Annotated in this window: 12 protein-coding genes and 1 other RNA gene; 5 read left to right on the top strand and 8 right to left on the bottom strand. The window is 66.0% G+C overall.

Annotated elements, in window-relative coordinates:
- Positions 1 to 79 precede the first annotated feature (79 nt).
- The 3 genes from hutG to J7396_RS11895 all read left to right on the top strand — a co-directional run bounded on the left by hutG (position 80) and on the right by J7396_RS11895 (position 3,619).
- Positions 80 to 937 carry an N-formylglutamate deformylase gene (gene hutG / locus J7396_RS11905; RefSeq protein WP_071117821.1) on the top strand — a complete coding sequence of 286 codons (858 nt, stop codon included), beginning with the start codon at positions 80 to 82 and terminating at the stop codon, positions 935 to 937.
- Positions 938 to 953: 16 nt separating this feature from the next.
- Positions 954 to 2,621 (top strand): urocanate hydratase, encoded by a 1,668-nt coding sequence (gene hutU, locus J7396_RS11900; protein ID WP_014089866.1) that lies wholly within the window; start codon positions 954 to 956, stop codon positions 2,619 to 2,621.
- Positions 2,622 to 2,890: 269 nt separating this feature from the next.
- Positions 2,891 to 3,619 carry a hypothetical protein gene (locus J7396_RS11895; RefSeq protein ID WP_008576266.1) on the top strand — a complete coding sequence of 243 codons (729 nt, stop codon included), beginning with the start codon at positions 2,891 to 2,893 and terminating at the stop codon, positions 3,617 to 3,619.
- A gap of 334 nt (positions 3,620 to 3,953) precedes the next feature.
- Here the strand turns inward: J7396_RS11895 and J7396_RS11890 are convergent, their stop codons facing one another.
- The 3 genes from J7396_RS11890 to mtnA form a co-directional block, all read right to left on the bottom strand.
- Positions 3,954 to 6,422, bottom strand: a complete 2,469-nt coding sequence (locus J7396_RS11890) for a membrane-bound PQQ-dependent dehydrogenase, glucose/quinate/shikimate family (protein WP_136733806.1) — start codon at positions 6,420 to 6,422, stop codon at positions 3,954 to 3,956.
- Between the two features lie 224 nt (positions 6,423 to 6,646).
- Positions 6,647 to 9,346 (bottom strand): DNA gyrase subunit A, encoded by a 2,700-nt coding sequence (gene gyrA / locus J7396_RS11885; protein ID WP_014089864.1) that lies wholly within the window; start codon positions 9,344 to 9,346, stop codon positions 6,647 to 6,649.
- Between the two features lie 209 nt (positions 9,347 to 9,555).
- Complete coding sequence (gene mtnA / locus J7396_RS11880) at positions 9,556 to 10,620, bottom strand: S-methyl-5-thioribose-1-phosphate isomerase (RefSeq protein WP_011347031.1); 1,065 nt, start codon at positions 10,618 to 10,620, stop codon at positions 9,556 to 9,558.
- Between the two features lie 123 nt (positions 10,621 to 10,743).
- On the opposite strand from mtnA, the gene J7396_RS11875 reads away from it, so the two are divergent.
- Positions 10,744 to 10,820: non-coding RNA, sX9 sRNA (locus J7396_RS11875), on the top strand.
- A gap of 4 nt (positions 10,821 to 10,824) precedes the next feature.
- Here the strand turns inward: J7396_RS11875 and J7396_RS11870 are convergent.
- The 3 genes from J7396_RS11870 to ligA form a co-directional block, all read right to left on the bottom strand.
- Positions 10,825 to 11,511 carry a DUF3011 domain-containing protein gene (locus J7396_RS11870; protein WP_008576270.1) on the bottom strand — a complete coding sequence of 229 codons (687 nt, stop codon included), beginning with the start codon at positions 11,509 to 11,511 and terminating at the stop codon, positions 10,825 to 10,827.
- Between the two features lie 108 nt (positions 11,512 to 11,619).
- On the bottom strand, positions 11,620 to 12,582 hold the full coding sequence (epmA, locus tag J7396_RS11865; protein WP_209261494.1) for an EF-P lysine aminoacylase EpmA: 963 nt from the start codon (positions 12,580 to 12,582) through the stop codon (positions 11,620 to 11,622).
- The gene (gene ligA, locus J7396_RS11860) at positions 12,579 to 15,080 is read right to left on the bottom strand and encodes an NAD-dependent DNA ligase LigA (protein WP_209261493.1); all 2,502 of its coding nucleotides are present in this window, start codon (positions 15,078 to 15,080) and stop codon (positions 12,579 to 12,581) included. Before ligA ends, epmA begins: the two co-directional genes overlap by 4 nt.
- A 344-nt stretch (positions 15,081 to 15,424) precedes the next feature.
- Here ligA and J7396_RS11855 point away from each other — a divergent pair, with 344 nt between their 5' ends.
- Positions 15,425 to 16,549 carry a pyridoxal phosphate-dependent aminotransferase gene (locus J7396_RS11855; protein ID WP_031422051.1) on the top strand — a complete coding sequence of 375 codons (1,125 nt, stop codon included), beginning with the start codon at positions 15,425 to 15,427 and terminating at the stop codon, positions 16,547 to 16,549.
- Positions 16,550 to 16,730: 181 nt separating this feature from the next.
- Here J7396_RS11855 and J7396_RS11850 read toward each other — a convergent pair whose 3' ends face one another.
- Both J7396_RS11850 and zipA read right to left on the bottom strand, forming a co-directional pair.
- Positions 16,731 to 17,114 carry a hypothetical protein gene (locus J7396_RS11850; RefSeq protein ID WP_014089859.1) on the bottom strand — a complete coding sequence of 128 codons (384 nt, stop codon included), beginning with the start codon at positions 17,112 to 17,114 and terminating at the stop codon, positions 16,731 to 16,733.
- A 6-nt stretch (positions 17,115 to 17,120) separates the two neighbouring features.
- On the bottom strand, positions 17,121 to 17,852 hold the full coding sequence (zipA, locus tag J7396_RS11845) for a cell division protein ZipA (RefSeq protein WP_014089858.1): 732 nt from the start codon (positions 17,850 to 17,852) through the stop codon (positions 17,121 to 17,123).
- Positions 17,853 to 17,893: the final 41 nt, after the last annotated feature.

Below are 17,893 nucleotides of genomic sequence, written 5' to 3'. Positions count from 1 at the left end.
CGCGCACGCGAGGCATCCGCAACGCGCAGCTGCGCAACGCATGCCGCACGCACGCAGCACGCGTGCATGGAGCGCAGCGATGAACGCCCTGCCCGACTGGCTGGAACTGCACCGCGGCGACGCGCCGTTGATCGTCAGTTTTCCGCATACCGGCACCGAGTTACCGGAGGACGTGGCCGACCAGTTCGTGTCGCCGTGGCTGGCGCGCCGCGATACCGATTGGTGGGTACACCAGCTTTACGACTTCGCACAGGCGCTGGGCGCCACCACGCTGCGGACTGCCATCTCGCGCTCGGTCATCGACGTCAATCGCGACCCGAGCGGGGCCTCGCTGTATCCGGGCCAGAACACCACCGGTCTGTGCCCGCTCACCACCTTCGACAATCAGCCGCTGTATGCCGATGGTGCGGCACCGGATCAGGCGCAGATCGCGTTGCGTCGCACGCGCTGGTTCGACCCGTACCACGCCGCGCTTGCCGGGGAAATTGCGCGCCTGCGCGCGCAGCACGCGAAGATCGTGGTCTACGACGCACATTCGATCCGCTCGTTCATCCCGCATCTGTTCGATGGCGAATTGCCGCAATTCAATATCGGCAGCAACGAGGACCGCAGCTGCGACCGGCGCCTGGTCGATGCGGTGGAGCGCCTGTGCCGCAGCAGCGGCTCCAGCACGGTGCGCAACGGCCGCTTCAAGGGCGGCTGGATCACCCGCCACTACGCGCAGCCCGCGCATGGCGTGCACACCTTGCAGATGGAACTGGCCTGTCGCGGCTACATGCGCGAGCCCGACAGCCTCACGCCCGAAAACTGGCCAACGCCGTGGCAGCCGGTACACGCCGTGGTGCTGCGCGCGGTACTGCGCCACGTGCTGCAGGCCTGCCTGCACTTCGCCAATGCGCCCTCCTCCGACACCGCGCCGCCTGCGGCCAACCGCTGATTGCAAGGAACCCGGCATGACCCGTCACGATGCAACCCGCGTCATCCGCGCCGCCACCGGCACCACGCTCACCGCCAAGAGCTGGCTCACCGAAGCGCCGCTGCGCATGTTGATGAACAACCTGGACCCGGACGTGGCCGAGCGCCCGCAGGAACTGGTGGTCTACGGCGGTATCGGCCGCGCCGCGCGCGACTGGGAATCCTTCGACGCCATCGTCGCTGCGCTCACGCGGCTGGACGAGGACCAAACCTTGCTGGTGCAGTCCGGCAAACCGGTGGGCGTGTTCCGCACCCATGCCGATGCGCCGCGCGTGCTGATCGCCAACTCCAACCTGGTGCCGCGCTGGGCCAACTGGGACCACTTCAACGAACTCGATCAAAAGGGCCTGGCCATGTACGGCCAGATGACCGCCGGCAGCTGGATCTACATCGGCGCGCAAGGCATCGTGCAGGGCACCTACGAAACCTTCGTGGAAATGGGCCGCCAGCACTACGCCGGCAATCTGGCCGGCAAGTGGCTGTTTACCGGCGGTCTCGGCGGCATGGGCGGCGCGCAGCCGCTGGCGGCGGTAATGGCCGGCGCCTCGTGCCTGGCGGTGGAGTGCCGCCGCTCCAGCATCGACATGCGCCTGCGTACCGGGTATCTGGATACGTGGACCGACTCTCTGGACGAGGCGCTGCGCCTGATCGAGGAGTCGTGCACCGCGAAAAAACCGCTGTCGGTCGGCCTGCTCGGCAATGTCGCCGACGTGCTGGACGAACTGCTGCTGCGCGGGATCAAACCGGATCTGTTGACCGACCAGACTTCTGCACACGACCCGGTCAACGGCTACCTGCCGCAGGGCTGGAGCGTGGAAGAGTGGGACGCAAAACGCGTGAGCGCGCCCAAGGAAGTGGAAGCCGCTGCGCGCGAGTCGATGGCCAACCACATCCGCGCCATGCTCACCTTCCATGCACTGGGCGTGCCTACCGTGGATTACGGCAACAACCTGCGCCAGATGGCGCTGGAAGCCGGCATCGACAACGCATTCGATTTCCCCGGCTTCGTGCCCGCCTACATCCGCCCGCTGTTCTGTCGCGGCATTGGCCCGTTCCGCTGGGTTGCGCTCAGCGGCGACCCGGACGACATCGCCAAGACCGACGCCAAGGTCAAGGAGCTCATCCCCGACGATGCGCACCTGCATCGCTGGCTCGACATGGCCGCCGAAAAGATCGCCTTCCAGGGCCTGCCCGCGCGCATCTGCTGGGTGGGCCTGGGCGATCGCCACCGGCTGGGCCTGGCCTTCAACGCGATGGTGCGCAGCGGCGAGCTGAAGGCGCCGGTGGTGATCGGCCGCGACCATCTGGATTCGGGCAGCGTGGCCTCGCCCAATCGCGAAACCGAAGCGATGGCCGACGGCTCGGACGCGGTCTCCGACTGGCCGCTGCTCAATGCCCTGCTCAACACCGCCAGCGGCGCCACCTGGGTTTCGCTGCATCACGGCGGCGGCGTCGGCATGGGCTTTTCGCAGCACGCCGGCATGGTCATCGTCTGCGACGGCAGCGAGGCCGCCGACAAGCGCATCGAACGCGTGCTCTGGAACGACCCGGCCACCGGGGTGATGCGCCACGCCGATGCCGGTTACGCCATTGCAACCGATTGCGCGAAGGAAAAAGGGCTGGATTTGCCTGGCATTCTTCGCTGACCCGGCCGAACAGCGCCACGCTTTGGGGGCACCGCTGCAGCATCCGGGCCGCTCCCGCCCGCAGCCTTGTTCATGCATTCCGCGGTCCCCCGCAAGGGCCCGCTGTCGGGCCTCTTACGGCTGCCATTGGCCACATCAGATGCTGTGCGCCGGCACCATGCAGTTGCCGTGTCTGGGCACGATGTCCCGGATCAGGGCATGCGCCGAGGATCAGCCTCAAGTCTGCGCGTTGCAGGCCGACAAGATATGCAACGTTTCGAGGAATCCCCATGGGCATCCTGATCTACCTGGTGCCTGCATTCGCACTCTGGGCGCTGATCGCGACCGGGCTGGCATTCGTGCGTGGCCGCCAGCTGCGTGCCGAATCCGGCGAGCTTGCCAGTACGCAGGACAGCCTTGGCCGCTATCAGGCGGCGCTGTCGCAACTGAAGGCGCGTGCGGCGGCCACCACGCTGGAACTGGAATCGCTGCAGCGTAGCTATGCCGTGCTCAAGCAATCGCTGGAACAGCATGAGCAGAACGCCTCCGAGCAGCAGGCAGCCGCTGCCGGCCAAGTGATTCCCATGGTGCTGGTGCAGCGGCTGGATATCGCCAGCGAGATCGGCACGCTGTTCGCGCATGTGGCGCGCGTGGCGCGCAGCCTGCGTCGCTACAGCGCCTATAGCCGCGGCCACAACGCACCCGAGCCTGCCACCGCGCGCTACGACCTGCACTGGCTTGCCGATTGCCTGCACAGCTTCGATCAGATCGGTCACGCGCTGGTGCGTGGCAATGTCGCTGCGCTGATCACCGCCTGCCAGGATCTGCTATCGATGTACGAGCATTACCTGAAGGATGGCTCCGGCTACAACAGCCGCGACACCTTCCAGCGCCTGAGCAACGATGTGCCGCTGTCCGAGGCCACCGATGCGATCCGCTCGATCATCGTCAAGGCGACGCTGGCGCAGGATGTGCGCGATGCGGTGCAGGACGACGAGGTGGCGGCGAACGTTGGGTGATTCGGGAATCGGGAATCGGGAATCGGGAATCGGGAAAGCGTGCGGCCTGATGCATCATGTGGGCAAGCACTAGGCAAGATTAGCGTTGTCTTGCCGAGATAGCTGAGCGCTTGCCAGATGTGCTTCAAGAAAAAAGCGCACCGCTTGCGGTGCGCTTTTTCGTGCTTCAACGTCCTGAGTCACTGACGAATGGTGCGACCCCTCTTAGCTGCCGGAGGACGACTCACGGGCGACATCAGCATGTCTGCCTGCATTGCACACTCCGATTCCAGCCACCAACCACGTGGCATTGCGTCTGCCTGTCTTTAGCAGCCGCCCCCGCTCGTCTCCGACATCATTGCGCCTTCTGCGGTAACGCGTAGGCGATCAACGCATCGCCTGCCGGGGTCTCCATGAAGTGGTGCCCGCCGGCCATGATGACCAGATACTCGCGGCCACCGTATTCGTACACCATCGGGTTGGCCTGGCCACCGGCCGGCAACTTGGCATGCCACAGCTCCTTGCCGGTGGCCAGATCGATCGCGCGGATCAGGTCGTCGGTGGCTGCGGCAATGAAGATCAAACCGCTTGCCGTCACCACCGCGCCACCATTGTTCGGTGTACCGATTTCGATCGGCAGGCCGGAACGGATGCCGAACGGGCCATTGCCGCGCGCACTGCCGAACGGGCGGTCCCACAGCGTCTTGCCGCTGGCCAGATCGATGGCGCGGATGCCGCCATACGGTGGCTCCTTGCACAGCAATTTGGTGAACGGCAGACGCCAGCCGGCATTGACGTTGACTGCATACGGCGTGCCGGTCTGCGGGTCGCCTGCGCCTTCCGCACCGCCCGCATCGCCACGCACTTCATCACGCGGTGCCCAACCCAGCTTGTCGGCCTTGGCGCGCGGCACCAGCAGGTTGTAGTTGGGCATGTCGTTGTAATTGGCCACGATCACACCGCGGTGCGGATCTACCGCCACGCTGCCCCAATCCGAACCACCGTTGTAACCGGGGTACTCGATCGAATGCCGGTCCGCTTCCGGCGGCGTGTAGATGCCCTTATAGCTGGCCTTGCGGAACTGGATACGGCAAACCAGCTGGTCGATCGGGGTCATGCCCCACATGTCGCGTTCGGTCAGATCCGGCTTGCGCAACGTGTGGTACAGCGAGAACGGCTGCGTCCTGGCACGCATCTGCGGCTCCACGCCACCGCCTGGCACCGCACGCTCTTCCACGCCCACCAGCGGCTTGCCGGTGCGCCGATCCAGGACGTACAGCTCGCCCTGCTTGCTCGGCAACAGCACCGCCGGCACGTTGACGCCGTCCTTGGGGAAGTCGATCAGGCTCGGCTGCGAGCCCAGGTCGTAGTCCCATGCATCGATGTGGGTGGTCTGGAAATTCCATGCCGGCTTGCCGGTGGCGACATCCAGCGCCACCAGCGAGGTCGCGTAACGGTTTTCCTGCGGCGTGCGCGAGCTGCTCCAGTAATCGGCTGTGGAATTGCCCATCGGCAGATAGACATAGCCCAACTGCTCATCGGCTGCGGCGGTGGTCCACATATTGGGCGTGCCGCGCGTCCAGCTCTGGCCCGGCGGCGGTGCGCCGTTCCATTCCGGATGCGTCATGTCCCAGGCCCAGCGCAACTTGCCGGTCACCGCATCGAAGCCTTCGATCACACCGGAGGGCTCGTAACGCTTCTGCCCGTCGAGCACTTGATGCCCGGTGACCACCACGCCGCGCACGATGGCCGGCGGCGAATTGATCGACACATAGCCCGGCGGCGTCTGGCCCATACCGACGGTGATGTCGACCTGACCGTTGCTGCCGAAATCCGGGCATGGCGTGCCGCTACGTGCGTCCAGCGCAATCAAGCGCCCGTCGAGCGTGCCTTCGATCACGCGCGTGCGGCACAGCTGTGCGGTTGCTCCAGCATCCACCGCGGTAGCAGCCACCGGCACTTCGTAATACGAGACGCCACGGCATGCCGCCGTGTACGGAATCGCCTCGTCCTTGACCTTGGGATCGTAGCGCCAGCGCTGCTTGCCGCTGGCGGCATCCAGCGCAATCACCTGGTTGCGTGCAGTACATAGGTACAGGCTGTCGCCCACCTTCAGCGGCGTGGTTTCCGCACCCCAGCGCTTGTTCGGCAGATCGCCGGTGTGGAAAAGCCAGGCTTGCTGCAGCTGCGCGACGTTGTCGCGATTGATCTGCTGCAACGGCGAATAGCGCTGGCCGGCCTGGCTGCGTCCGTATGCGGCCCAATCGCCGTCGGCCGGTGCATTCGCCGGCTGTACGCCGGACGCCGCGACCGAGGCGGAGGTGTCGCGGTTGACCAGACCACCGAGCATGCCTGCCGCATGCGCCAGCGCGCCATCGGCTTCAGTCACGCCATGCGGCATGAACGCCAATGCGAACGCCACCACAAATACCATCGCCAGCGCACCGGCCAGGCTGCGCGATACCGTGCGCGACACAGGGCGATGCAGTTTCGGTAGCAACAGCGCAAGCACGAATGCCAGACCCACGATCAGGCCCAGACGCGGCACCCAGCGCCAGTAATCGCTGCCTGATTCCCACCACGTCCAGAGCAACGAAACCGCCACCACGCCGGCAAACCACCAGGCGCCCGCGTTGCGGCCACGAAACAGCAGCACGCCGGCAACGAGCATCGCCGCACCGGCCGGTGCGTAATACCAAGAGCCGCCCAACGCAGCCAGCCACACGCCACCGGCAAGCAGCACCGCGCCCAGTAAAGCAATCACGCCTCCCAAGGTCGCCAGCGCCCAATGGCCGCGACCGGAAGGACGATCCAGAATCGTCATCCGTTGTTCCTCTTCGACTCAGCGGCGACGCAACGCCGCCGCACCACCCGCTACCTTCGACCCGGGCCAGTGAAAGAGCCGCGATCTTTGCGGCGAACGCATGAAGACACTGCGTTGCAGATGTCAGCACTCGCCATAAAGCGTGGCGCCCCAAACCTTCGCGCATAAAAAAACGCCGGTTTTCACCGGCGTTTTTGCTCAACTGCGTCGCGTTGGCGCTGCGATCATGCGTCAGTTGGCGGCGCCTCGCTCACACTTGCGCCTGCTTCGTCCACCACCTCATCCACTTCATCCAGCGACGCGTCCAGGCGTTCCACCGCCTGCAACTTTTCGCCCTTGGACAAGCGGATCAGCGTGACGCCCTGCGTGTTACGGCCAACGCGCGAGATCTCCGAACCACGCGTGCGCACCAGCGTGCCGCCATCGGAAATCAACAGCACTTCATCGGTGGCGCCCAGCAGCACCGCACGCACCAGCTTGCCGTTGCGCTCGGTGGTCTGGATGCCGATCACGCCCTGGGTGCCACGCCCCTTGCGCGGGTACTCGGTCAGCGGGGTGCGCTTGCCGTAGCCGTTCTCGGTGGCCGTCAGGATGTAGGCCACGTTGCCGTCGTCGGCGACCTCGATTACGGCAGACTCGCCGCCATCGGTGGCTTCCACCACGTCATCGACCTCCTCGCCTTCGATCTCTTCTTCGACACCGCCAGCACGCTCGGCCACGATCAGGCTGACCACTTCCTCGCCCTTGGTCAGACGGATACCGCGCACGCCGGTGGCGGTACGGCCCATCGAACGCACGGTGGATTCGCCAAAGCGCACGGTCTTGCCGTTGGAAGCGAACAGCAACACGTCGCGGTCGCCATCGGTCAAGGCCACCCCGACCAGCGCATCGCCCTCGTCCAGGTTGATGGCGATCTTGCCGCGCGCCAGACGGAAGGCGAATTCGCTCAACGGCGTCTTCTTGACCGTGCCGTTGCGTGTGGCGAAGAACACGTAGCGGTTGTCGGCGTATTCGCGCACCGGCAGCACCGCCTGCACGCGCTCGCCGGCTTCCAGCGGAATCCAGTTGATGATCGGCCTGCCACGCGCATTGGAGCCGGCTTCCGGCAACTGGTGCACCGGCAGCCAGAACACCTTGCCGCTGCTGGTGAAGGTCAGCAGCGTGTCGTGCGTGTTGACCAGCCACAGCTGGTCGATGAAATCTTCTTCCTTGGTCGCTGCGGCAGAGCGGCCACGGCCACCGCGGCGCTGCGCGCGGTACGCGCTCACCGGCTGGCGCTTGGCGTACCCGGCGTGCGACAGCGTCACCACCACGTCCTCCGGCGCGATCAGATCCAGGATGTCCAGATCTTCTTCGCTGTGACGGATTTCGGTGCGGCGTTCGTCGCCATATTCTTCGCGGATATTGATCAGCTCGTCGCGGATCACCTGCAGCAGCACGTCCGGGTTTTCCAGGATGCGGATCAGGCCTTCGATGACGCCGAGCAACTGCTTGTACTCGTCGGTCAGCTTTTCCTGTTCCAGGCCGGTGAGGCGATGCAGACGCATTTCCAGGATCTGCGAGGCCTGCACTTCGCTGAGCTGGTAGAAGCCCTGGATCAGGCCCACGCCCGGCGGCAGATCTTCCGGCTTGGAGGCTTCGGCGCCGGCGGCGCCCAACAGCGCGCCCACCAGGCCCGGTTGCCAGGTCTTGGCCAGCATGCGCTCGCGCGCTTCCTGCGGGTTGGCCGAGGTCTTGATCAACTCGATCATTTCATCGATGTTGGCCAACGCGACGGTCAGGCCTTCCAGCACGTGCGCACGCGCACGCGCCTTGCGCAGTTCGAAAATGGTGCGGCGGGTGACCACCTCGCGGCGGTGGCGGATGAACGCCTCCAGCATCTGCTTGAGGTTCATCAACTGCGGGCGGCCGTCGATCAGCGCCACCATGTTGATGCCGAACACCGCCTCCATCTGGGTCTGCTGGTACAGGTTGTTGAGCACAACCTCGGCAGATTCGCCGCGCTTGACTTCGATGTAGATGCGCATGCCGTCCTTGTCGGACTCATCGCGCAACTCGCTGATGCCTTCGAGCTTCTTTTCCTTGACCAGCTCGGCGATCTTCTCGATCAGCCGCGCCTTGTTGACCTGGTACGGGATCTCGGTGACGACGATCGCCTCGCGACCGTTGTCGGCCACTTCCACATCGGCCTTGGCGCGGATGCGCACACGGCCACGGCCGGTGCGGTAGCCGGCCGCGATGCCGGCAGTGCCGTTGATGATGCCGGCGGTGGGGAAATCCGGGCCGGGGATGTATTCCATCAGGCCTTCGACATCCAGCTCGGGTGTGTCGATCAGCGCGATGCAGGCGTTGATCGCCTCGGTCAGGTTATGCGGCGGGATATTGGTGGCCATGCCCACCGCGATACCGGCCGAGCCATTGACCAGCAGGCTCGGGAACCGGGTCGGCATGACCGTCGGTTCCTGTTCCTTTTCGTCGTAATTGGGCTGGAAATCGACGGTTTCCTTGTCGATGTCGGCCATCAGCTCATGCGCCAGCCGCGACATGCGCGACTCGGTGTAACGCATTGCCGCAGCGGAGTCGCCGTCGACCGAACCGAAGTTACCCTGACCGTCGACCATCATGTAGCGCAGCGAGAACGGCTGCGCCATGCGCACCAGCGTGTCGTACACCGACTGGTCGCCGTGCGGATGGTATTTACCGATGACGTCGCCGACGATACGCGCCGACTTGAAGTAGGCCTTGTTGCTGTGTGCGCCCAGCTCGTGCATCGCGTACAGCACGCGCCGGTGCACAGGCTTGAGGCCATCACGGGCATCGGGGAGTGCGCGGCCCACGATCACGCTCATCGCGTAATCGAGGTAGCTCTTGCGCATCTCGTCTTCCAGGTTGACCTGGATGATTTCCTTGGCGGTTTCTGCCATTCGGGTTCCGTATGTGAGGTGGCGGGCGAGCCGGAAAGCCGCGTCGGGAGCGCCCTTGCATCAGGCTGCCGACCCCACGCTCCCGCCGATCGATTCAAGCGCCGGATTGTACCACGGCAGGGCATCCCGACGCCTCCGCTTTACCAGCCAGAAACAAGCACTTGCAGGGAGTTTGGGCGGCGTTGGAAGCCGGGCGGCCGGCCCCGGGCTCAGGCGCCGAAGGCGGCCTGCATCCGCGCCAGGTCCGGCTGCGCGATCACGCCGCGTTCGGTGACGATTGCGTCGATCAGATCGCCCGGAGTGACGTCGAAAACCGGGTTCCAGGCATGGATGCCATCGGCCACCGTCCTGACCCCGCCCACGCCGAACAACTCGCCGGGATCGCGCTGCTCGATCTCGATCTGGTCCCCGCTGGCCGTTGCCATATCCACCGTGGACGACGGCGCCACCACCATGAATTTGACCCCGTGGTGGCGCGCGGCGATGGCCAGCTGGTAGGTGCCGATCTTGTTGGCGGTATCGCCATTGGCGCAGATACGATCGGCGCCGACGATCACCCACTGCACCAGTCCGGATTTCATCAGATGCGAGGCCGCCGAATCGGCGATCAGGGTGGCGTCGATACCGTCCTGCTGCAGCTCCCACACGGTCAGGCGTGCGCCCTGCAGCCACGGCCGGGTCTCTCCGGCGAACACCTTGGCAATGCGCTGTTGCGCCATGCCGGCGCGGATCACGCCCAGTGCGGTACCAAAGCCGGCGGTGGCCAGCGAGCCGGTGTTGCAATGGGTGAGCACGCCGCTGCCCGGTGCGATCAACGCGGCGCCAAGCGCGCCCATGTGGCGGTTGGCGGCCAGGTCTTCATCGGCGATGGCCTGCGCCTCGCGCGCGATCACCTCGCGCCAGTCGGCGCCGGCCGCGCCCAGTACGCGGCGCATGCGCATCAGCGCCCAGGCCAGGTTGACGGCAGTCGGACGCGCCGCGTTGAGCCGCAGCAGCGCCGGCTCCAGCTTCTGCAGCGCAGCGCTGCCGTCGTCGGCAGCGATGTCGCGCGCGGCCAGCACCACGCCCCAACCTGCCGCGATGCCGATCGCCGGCGCACCGCGCACGGCCAGCGAATGGATCGCCTCGGCCACCGCGTCGCTGCTGTCGCAACGCACATGCGCCACCTCGAAAGGCAGCTTGCGTTGGTCGAGCAATTCAAGGGCATCGCCGGTCCACAGCAGTGGCCGGATGTGGTCGTAGCGGGCGTAATCGATATGGGCGCTGTCGTTCATGCGTCCATTGTAAGGCGCGCGCAGCGCCTGCGCCGTTGCACGACCGCGCGGCCTTGGCGCGGCGAACAAACCCACTGCGCAGCCGGCAGGCGGACGCAGCCGGTGCCGGTGCCCGGAATCGGCAGGTACCACTCGTACACCTGCTCTGACGGCGCGTCATCCCGACCCGCCTGACGACTGCGCGCGATGTCGTGTTGGCCGCTCTCAGTCGACGATGAACTCGGCGCGGCAGCCGTCGTTCACCCACACCCCGTCGCGGCTCCAGCCCCAGGTCTGGCCTTCCACGCAGGGCGTTTTGGACATCTGCCGGCCCAGGCGCACCGCACGTTCCACCGACACGCCGCAGGTGCGCCGCGCGCTTTTCTTCGATTCGCAGGTGACCATGCGCGGCACCGCGACAAAGCCGGAGCCATCTTCTGCGCCCACTTCGAATTCGCCGTCGCATCCACGCGAGACCCAGATTTCGTTGCGGCGAACGCCCCAGGTGCGCCCTTCCTTGCATGGCCACATCGAGCGTTGCCGCAGCAGCCGCACCGGCGCGCCCCGCAGCACCACCGGGCACGCCACCGTGCCTCCATTGGAATCGCAGCGCACCACGCGGCGCATCACGGTTGCGGTCTTCGCACGGGTCGCTGCGAATTCGGCGCGGCAGCCTTGTTCGACCCACACGCCGTCGCGTTCGACATCCCATTCGCTACCGCGGATGCAGCTGGTTTCGGAGAGCTGGCGCACCAGTTGCACGCCCTGGGCGGTGTCCATCGCGCAGTGCACGCGCGCCAGGTCCTTGGACTCGCAGCGCACCACGCCGGCTGCGCGGTCGGACGCGCGCGCATCGGCGAGCAGCAGCAGCGGCAAGCACCACAAACCGCATAAGCTGACCAGCCACTTCATGCCGACAATCCTCACCCCGAACGATCTTCGTCGCGCCCCCGTGGACGTGAAGATGAGAGCATCATCGATGTGAAGATAGCAATACGGCGCCGATGACAGCCAGATGACTCAGGCGCGGGCGAAGTCGAACGCCAGCACGTCGGCAATCTGCGTGGTGCCGCGCAAGGCCATCAACAGGCGATCCACGCCCACCGCCACACCGGCGCAGTCGGGCAACTGCGACAACACCGCCAGCAGGCGCTCGTCCAGCGGCAGCTGCGGCAATCCACGTGCCGCACGCAAGGCGTTGTCGCGCACGAAGCGCGCACGCTGCTCCTGCGCATCGTTCAGTTCGTGATAGCCATTGGCCACCTCGAAACTGCCCAGATACAGCTCGAAGCGCTCGGCGACCGGCGGGTCGTCGTAGCGGATCCGCGCCAACGCACACTGACTGGCCGGCCAATCGTGCACCACCGTCAGAGTGTCGGCGGCAAAGCCCGGCTGGATGCGATGGGTCATCAGCAGGTCCAGCCAATCGTCGCGGGTCAGACCCACAGGATCGATCGCCACGTCATGCAAGGCAGCGCGTAGCGTTTCGATCGGGTCGCACAATGGGTCGATGCCCAGCGCCTGCACAAAGAGCGCGCGATACGTCAGCACCTGCACCCTCGCCTGGCGTCCGACCAGCGCCAGCGCGCGACGCACCAGTTCGATCGTCTCCTGCGCCAGGCTGCGATCGTTCCAGCCCACCCGATACCATTCGAGCATGCTGAACTCGGGGTTGTGACGGCCACCGGCTTCGCCGTTGCGAAACACCCGTCCCAGTTCGTAGCAATCGCCCAGGCCGGCGGCAAGCAGGCGTTTGAGCGGATACTCCGGCGAGGTACGCAACCAGCGCAGCGGCGCGCCGGCATCGACATGGCCGGTGAAGCGCGTACTGAAACTTTCGATATTCGGTTCTGTATTGCCGGCCTCCGAAAGCACCGGCGTTTCCACTTCCAGCACGCCGCGTTCGGCGAAGAAGTCGCGGATCGTGGCGTTGAGCCGCGCCCGCAACTGCAGCGCGGCCAGATCCAACTGCGCCGTGCTCATGGCTGTTGGCCGTGGTCGCCCAGGAAGGCCAGCAGACGCGCTTCGTCCCAGATCTCCACGCCCAGCGACTGCGCCTTGTCGAGCTTGGAACCGGCTTCTTCGCCGGCCACCAGAAATGCCGTCTTCTTGGAGACGCTACCGGCGACCTTGGCGCCCAATGCTTCGAGCCGCTGCTTGGCCGCATCGCGTGTCAGCGCAGCCAGGGTCCCGGTGATGACCACGGTCTGGCCATCGAGCGGGCCGGTCTGCAGCGCATCGGCTTGGGGCAGACGCGCCAGCACGGTTTCCATCGCCTGCTGCGCCGCATTCGCGAGCGCAGTGTTTTCGGGGCGATCCAGCCATTGCAGCAACGCGGCCACCACGGGTGCGGGAACGCCGGCCTGCTGCAAGGCATCGGCACCGGCCGTGCGCAGCGCAGCGAACGAATCCACCGACGCGGCAAGCTGCTGCGCGCGCACCGGCGTCACCTTGGGAATGTCCATGTCTTCCAGCACGCTGGCAAAACTCAGCGCCTCGCGCAGCTTGGGCGAAGGTGGATGCGTATCGCCGATGCGCACGCCACGCTGCAGCAGGTCATCGATGGCCTGCTGATTGCCGGCCTGATCGAAGAAGTGCCCAAGCGAACGCGCCACTTCGCCGCCGATGTCCGGCACGCGCTTGAACAGCGGCCACGGCAGATGCCGGATCAATTCCAGATCGCCGAACCAGGCCGACAACGCCTTGGCCGTGCTTTCGCCCACATGCTCGATACCCAGCGCAAACAGGAAACGCTCCAGCGTGGTGTCGCGCGATGTTTCGATCGCCTCGATCAGATTCTCCGCCCACTTGGTGGCGATCTTCTTGCGGTTCCAGTCGAAGCGCGGCAAGCCTGCGCGCAGCAGGTCGGCCTGCCAGGTCTGCGGCACGTCGCGCTCGCCGGCCAGGTCCACGCCGATGCCGACCACGCTGGTTTCCAGCGGCGCATATGCGCCGCTGGCCAGATGCTCGCGCGCCTCGCGCAAGAACGCGTGCGGACTCTCGGCCGTGCTGATCAGGCGCAATTGCAGCAGCTGATCCACGCTTAGCAGATACAGGTCGGCCACGCCTTTCACCAGGCCACTGTCGACCAGCACTTCGATGAATTTTTCGCCCAGGCCGTCCACATCCATCGCGCGCCGCGAGACAAAATGCCGGAACGCCTCCTTGCGCTGCGCCGGGCAGGTCAACTCGCCGGAACAGCGCCAGACCGCCTGACCTTCTTCGCGCACGATCTGCGAACTGCACACCGGGCATTGCGTCGGCATCTGCCAGGCCTGGGTACCGGGCGGGCGCTGGTCGGCCACCACAGCGGCCACTTCAGGAATGACATCCCCGGCGCGGCGCACGATCACCGTGTCGCCCACGCGCACATCCAGCCGCGCGATCTGGTCGGCGTTGTGCAGCGTGGCATTGGTGACGATCACCCCGGCCACATGCACCGGCTTCAGGCGCGCCACCGGCGTGGCCGCACCGGTGCGGCCGATCTGGATCTCGATCGCCTCCACCGTGGTGGACTGCTCCTGTGCGGGGAACTTGTGCGCAATCGCCCAACGCGGCGCGCGCGAGACGAAGCCCATTGCGCGTTGCCCGGCCAGATCGTCGAGCTTGTACACAACGCCATCGATATCGAAGGCCAGCCCATCGCGTGCGGCACCGATGCGCTGGTAATACGCCAGCAGACCATCGCTGCCCTGCACCACCTCGACCAGCGCGCTGACCGGAAAGCCCCACGCACGCAGTTGCGCCAGGATCGCCGAATGGGTCTGCGGCAATGCGCCTTCGCTCACTTCGCCGACGCCGTAGGCAAAGAAGCTCAGCGGGCGCTGCGCGGTGATGCGCGCATCCAGCTGGCGCAGCGAGCCGGCCGCGCCATTGCGCGGGTTGGCCAGCACCTTGCCGCCCTGCGCACGCATCTGTGCGTTGTAGGCCTCGAACGCGGCGCGCGGCATGTAGACCTCGCCGCGCACTTCCAGCACCTGCGGCCAGCCCTCGCCGCGCAGCCGCAATGGAATCGCCTTGACGGTGCGCAGGTTGGCGCTGACATCCTCGCCGGTGGCGCCATCGCCGCGCGTGGCGCCCTGCACGAACTCGCCATTCTCGTAGCGCAGGCTGATTGCCAGGCCATCGAGCTTGGGTTCGGCGGAAAACAGCGGTTGCTTGACCTCCAGCCGCTCGCTGATGCGGCGCACGAACTCGGTCACTTCCTCCTCGCTGAAGGCATTGCCCAACGACAGCATCGGCAAGGCATGCCGCACTTCGGCAAATCGCGAGGCGGCCAGATGGCCGACGCGCTGGGTTGGCGAATCGGCACTGGCCAATTCCGGGTGCGCGCGCTCCAAGGCCTCCAGCTCGCGCATCAACTTGTCGTAATCGGCGTCGGCCATCTGCGGCTCGTCGAGCACGTGATACCGGTAGTTGGCGTCTTCGATGCGACGGCGCAGGGCATCGATGCGCTGAGCGGGATCCGGGTTGGCAGTCATACGATCGCAGGGCTGGCTCTGGGCCGCCTATTCTAACGGGCCATGCCGATGCCAAGGTCAGCGGTGCGGGTGCCGTTCGCGATGACTGAGCGATGCTTGAGCGATGGATGAAGTCGTTTGCGTCGATGCGCACCGGGTGCGTCAGCACCCATTCGCATCCGGGCTGGACAGCGGGCCCGGCAGGAGCACGGCCATTACAGCCAGCCACCGTCACGCCACCTGTCTCTGCCGTCCAACGCCTGCAAGCACGCGTCGAACCAGTTTTATGGCAATTCCCCGATAGGCAGACAGACACAAACCCGCTAGCGTGGCGCCCTCTTTGCCCGCCGCCTATGGAGTTCGCCGTGTCGTTGCCCGTCTCGCGCCGTTCGTTTCTCAGCCTCGCTACCACCGGCGTGGCGGTTTCTGCACTGGGGCTGGCACCCGCAGCCGAAGCGGCCCGCAAGCGCGCCGCGGCGCCGGCAACGCCGGGCGTGGCCGCGGCGGCCGGCACGGTCTACCTCAACCTCAACGAGCATCCGCTCGGGCCTGCCCCGGCCGCCTTGGACGCTGCCACCCGTTCGCTGGCACGCTCGGGCCGCTACCTGCTCGAGATGGAGCAGGATCTGCGTAACCTGATGACCGGCGAGCTGCAGCTGCCCAACGATCATCTGTCGTTATTCCCCGGCTCGCGGGACGCGCTGAACCGTGCCGGCAGCCTGTTCACGTCCGCGCGTGCAGGGCTGGTGGTGGCCGACCCGAGCTTCGACCCGTTGATCGAAAGCGCCACCGCCCGCGGCGTGGCCGTACGCAAGGTGCCGCTGCGTGCCGATGGCGCGCATGACGTCAAGGCGATGGCCAAGGCCGACCCGACTGCCGGCATGCTGTACCTGTGCAACCCCGGCAACGCCACCGGCGCCATCACCCCGCGCGCCGACATCGAATGGTTGCTGGCCAACAAACCGGCCAGCGCCGTGCTGGTGGTCGACGAGGCGTACATCCACTACAGCAACGAGCCCTCGGTGGCCGATCTGGTGCGTCAGCGCCAGGATCTGATCGTGCTGCGCAGCTTCTCCAAGCTCTACGGCATGGCCGGCCTGCGCCTGGGCGCCGCCCTTGCCCCGCCCGGCCTGCAGACCAAACTTGCCGCTTTCGGCAGCAACCCGGTGTCGGTTCCGGCAATGGCCGCCGGTATCGCCAGCCTGCGCGACCCGCTGCTGGTGCAGACCCGCCGCGCCGAGAACGCCCGCGTACGCGAGGAGACCATCGCCTGGCTCAAGGGCAAGGGCTACACCTGCCTGCCCTCGCAAGCCAACTGCTTCCTGCTGGACGTCAAGCGCGATGCGAGCGTGTTCGCCGATTCGATGCAAAAGCAGGGCGTCATCGTCGGCCGCAGCTGGCCGATCTGGCCCAAGCGCGTGCGCGTCAGCGTGGGGACCGAAGCGGAAATGCTGCGCTTCCGCGAGGCATTCGGGAAAGCCAAGCGTTGAGCACTCAGCACTGAGTGGTAGATCCTTCTCCCTGGGGACATTGTCCTCTTTCATGGGGGAGAAGGTGCTCCGAAGGGGTGGATGAGGATGCGAGCGACGCCTGGCGTTGTCCGGCTGCACGAGGGCTTCGCCCCGTACCCGCACCCCACCCCCTCTCCCGCAGGAGAGGGGCTTTAAGTTCCTAGCGATCCAATCCATCAGGCTCCGGTGCGCGCAGCGTGCGGCGGATCCACAGATAGCTGATGACGAAGGTCAGCGCCATCGAGCCGGCGTTCCACAACAGCAGCTCGTGCAGTAGCGGCGGGCCTTGCAGGATGTGCAGGTAATAGCGGCGATCCAGCAGCGCGATGGCGTGCGGCATGAACACGCTGACGAAAGGCGTCGGCACCGGCGCGACCAGTAACGTGATCGCGGCAGCAAAGCCCACGACCACCCAGGGCGAATGTCGCGGCCTTTTGCGCAGGCGCGCGGCGATCCTGGTGAAGATCCACAACAACGGCATCGCCAAGATCGCCCACAGCACCAGCAGCAACGCCACCGCCAACACGCCCCGCAGGCTCAACATGTCAACTCACCAGCGCGGCGACTTGGTCAGCGGCGGTGCCTGGTGCTGGCGATCGTAGGCGCGTAGTTCGTCGCGGATATGCGCAACACGCTGGCGGCCCAACGCATTGCGGCTGTCGTCCAACACCACGCCATCCAGCAGCTCGGCCATGCGCTGCACGGTGGGCAGCATTTTTTCCCAGGCGTCGAGCGCAGTCATCGGTGCCGGCAGCGTGAGGAAGAACGCAATCGCCGGCGTCTGCATCTCGCGGATGTTGGCCATGTCGAAACTGCCGGGCTTGAGGATGCTGGCCATGCTGAAGATCGGCCCGCGCTCCGGGTGGCCTTCCACCAAGCGGTGGAACACGTTCATGTGGCCGAACACCAGCCCGGTCTTCTCTGCGGCCACCACCACATCTTCGCCGCGCAACACCTGGCCCGCCTTGGCGGCCACGAACAACGACACGATCTTGTCGAAATCCTGGTTCGGGCGCTTGCCGACCTCGTTGCCGCCGGAAGCATCCTGCCCTTCCAGGTTGAGCTCGCTCTGCTCGACGCCTTCTGCGCGTTCTGCAGCGTCACCCTCCACACCAAACTCGCTGGAAATCACCGGCTCGCGCCGTTCGCGCTGCTGGCCTTCGTCCTTGTCGACCCGGCGCCCTTGCGGCGATTTCTTCGGGCGACCAAACAGGAAGATGGCCGCGACCAGCAGCAGTCCAGCGATCAGGATCCCGATCCGGATCATGGCCATGTCGGACATTCAGCGTGCCTCCGCATAAGAGTGACAGGTGTCGTTATTCC

The organism is Xanthomonas sp. A1809 (assembly GCF_017746015.1).
Lineage (GTDB): Bacteria > Pseudomonadota > Gammaproteobacteria > Xanthomonadales > Xanthomonadaceae > Xanthomonas > Xanthomonas euvesicatoria.
The sequence above is the reverse complement of the archived record's forward strand: the minus strand, read 5'-3'. Positions and strand labels throughout refer to the sequence as shown.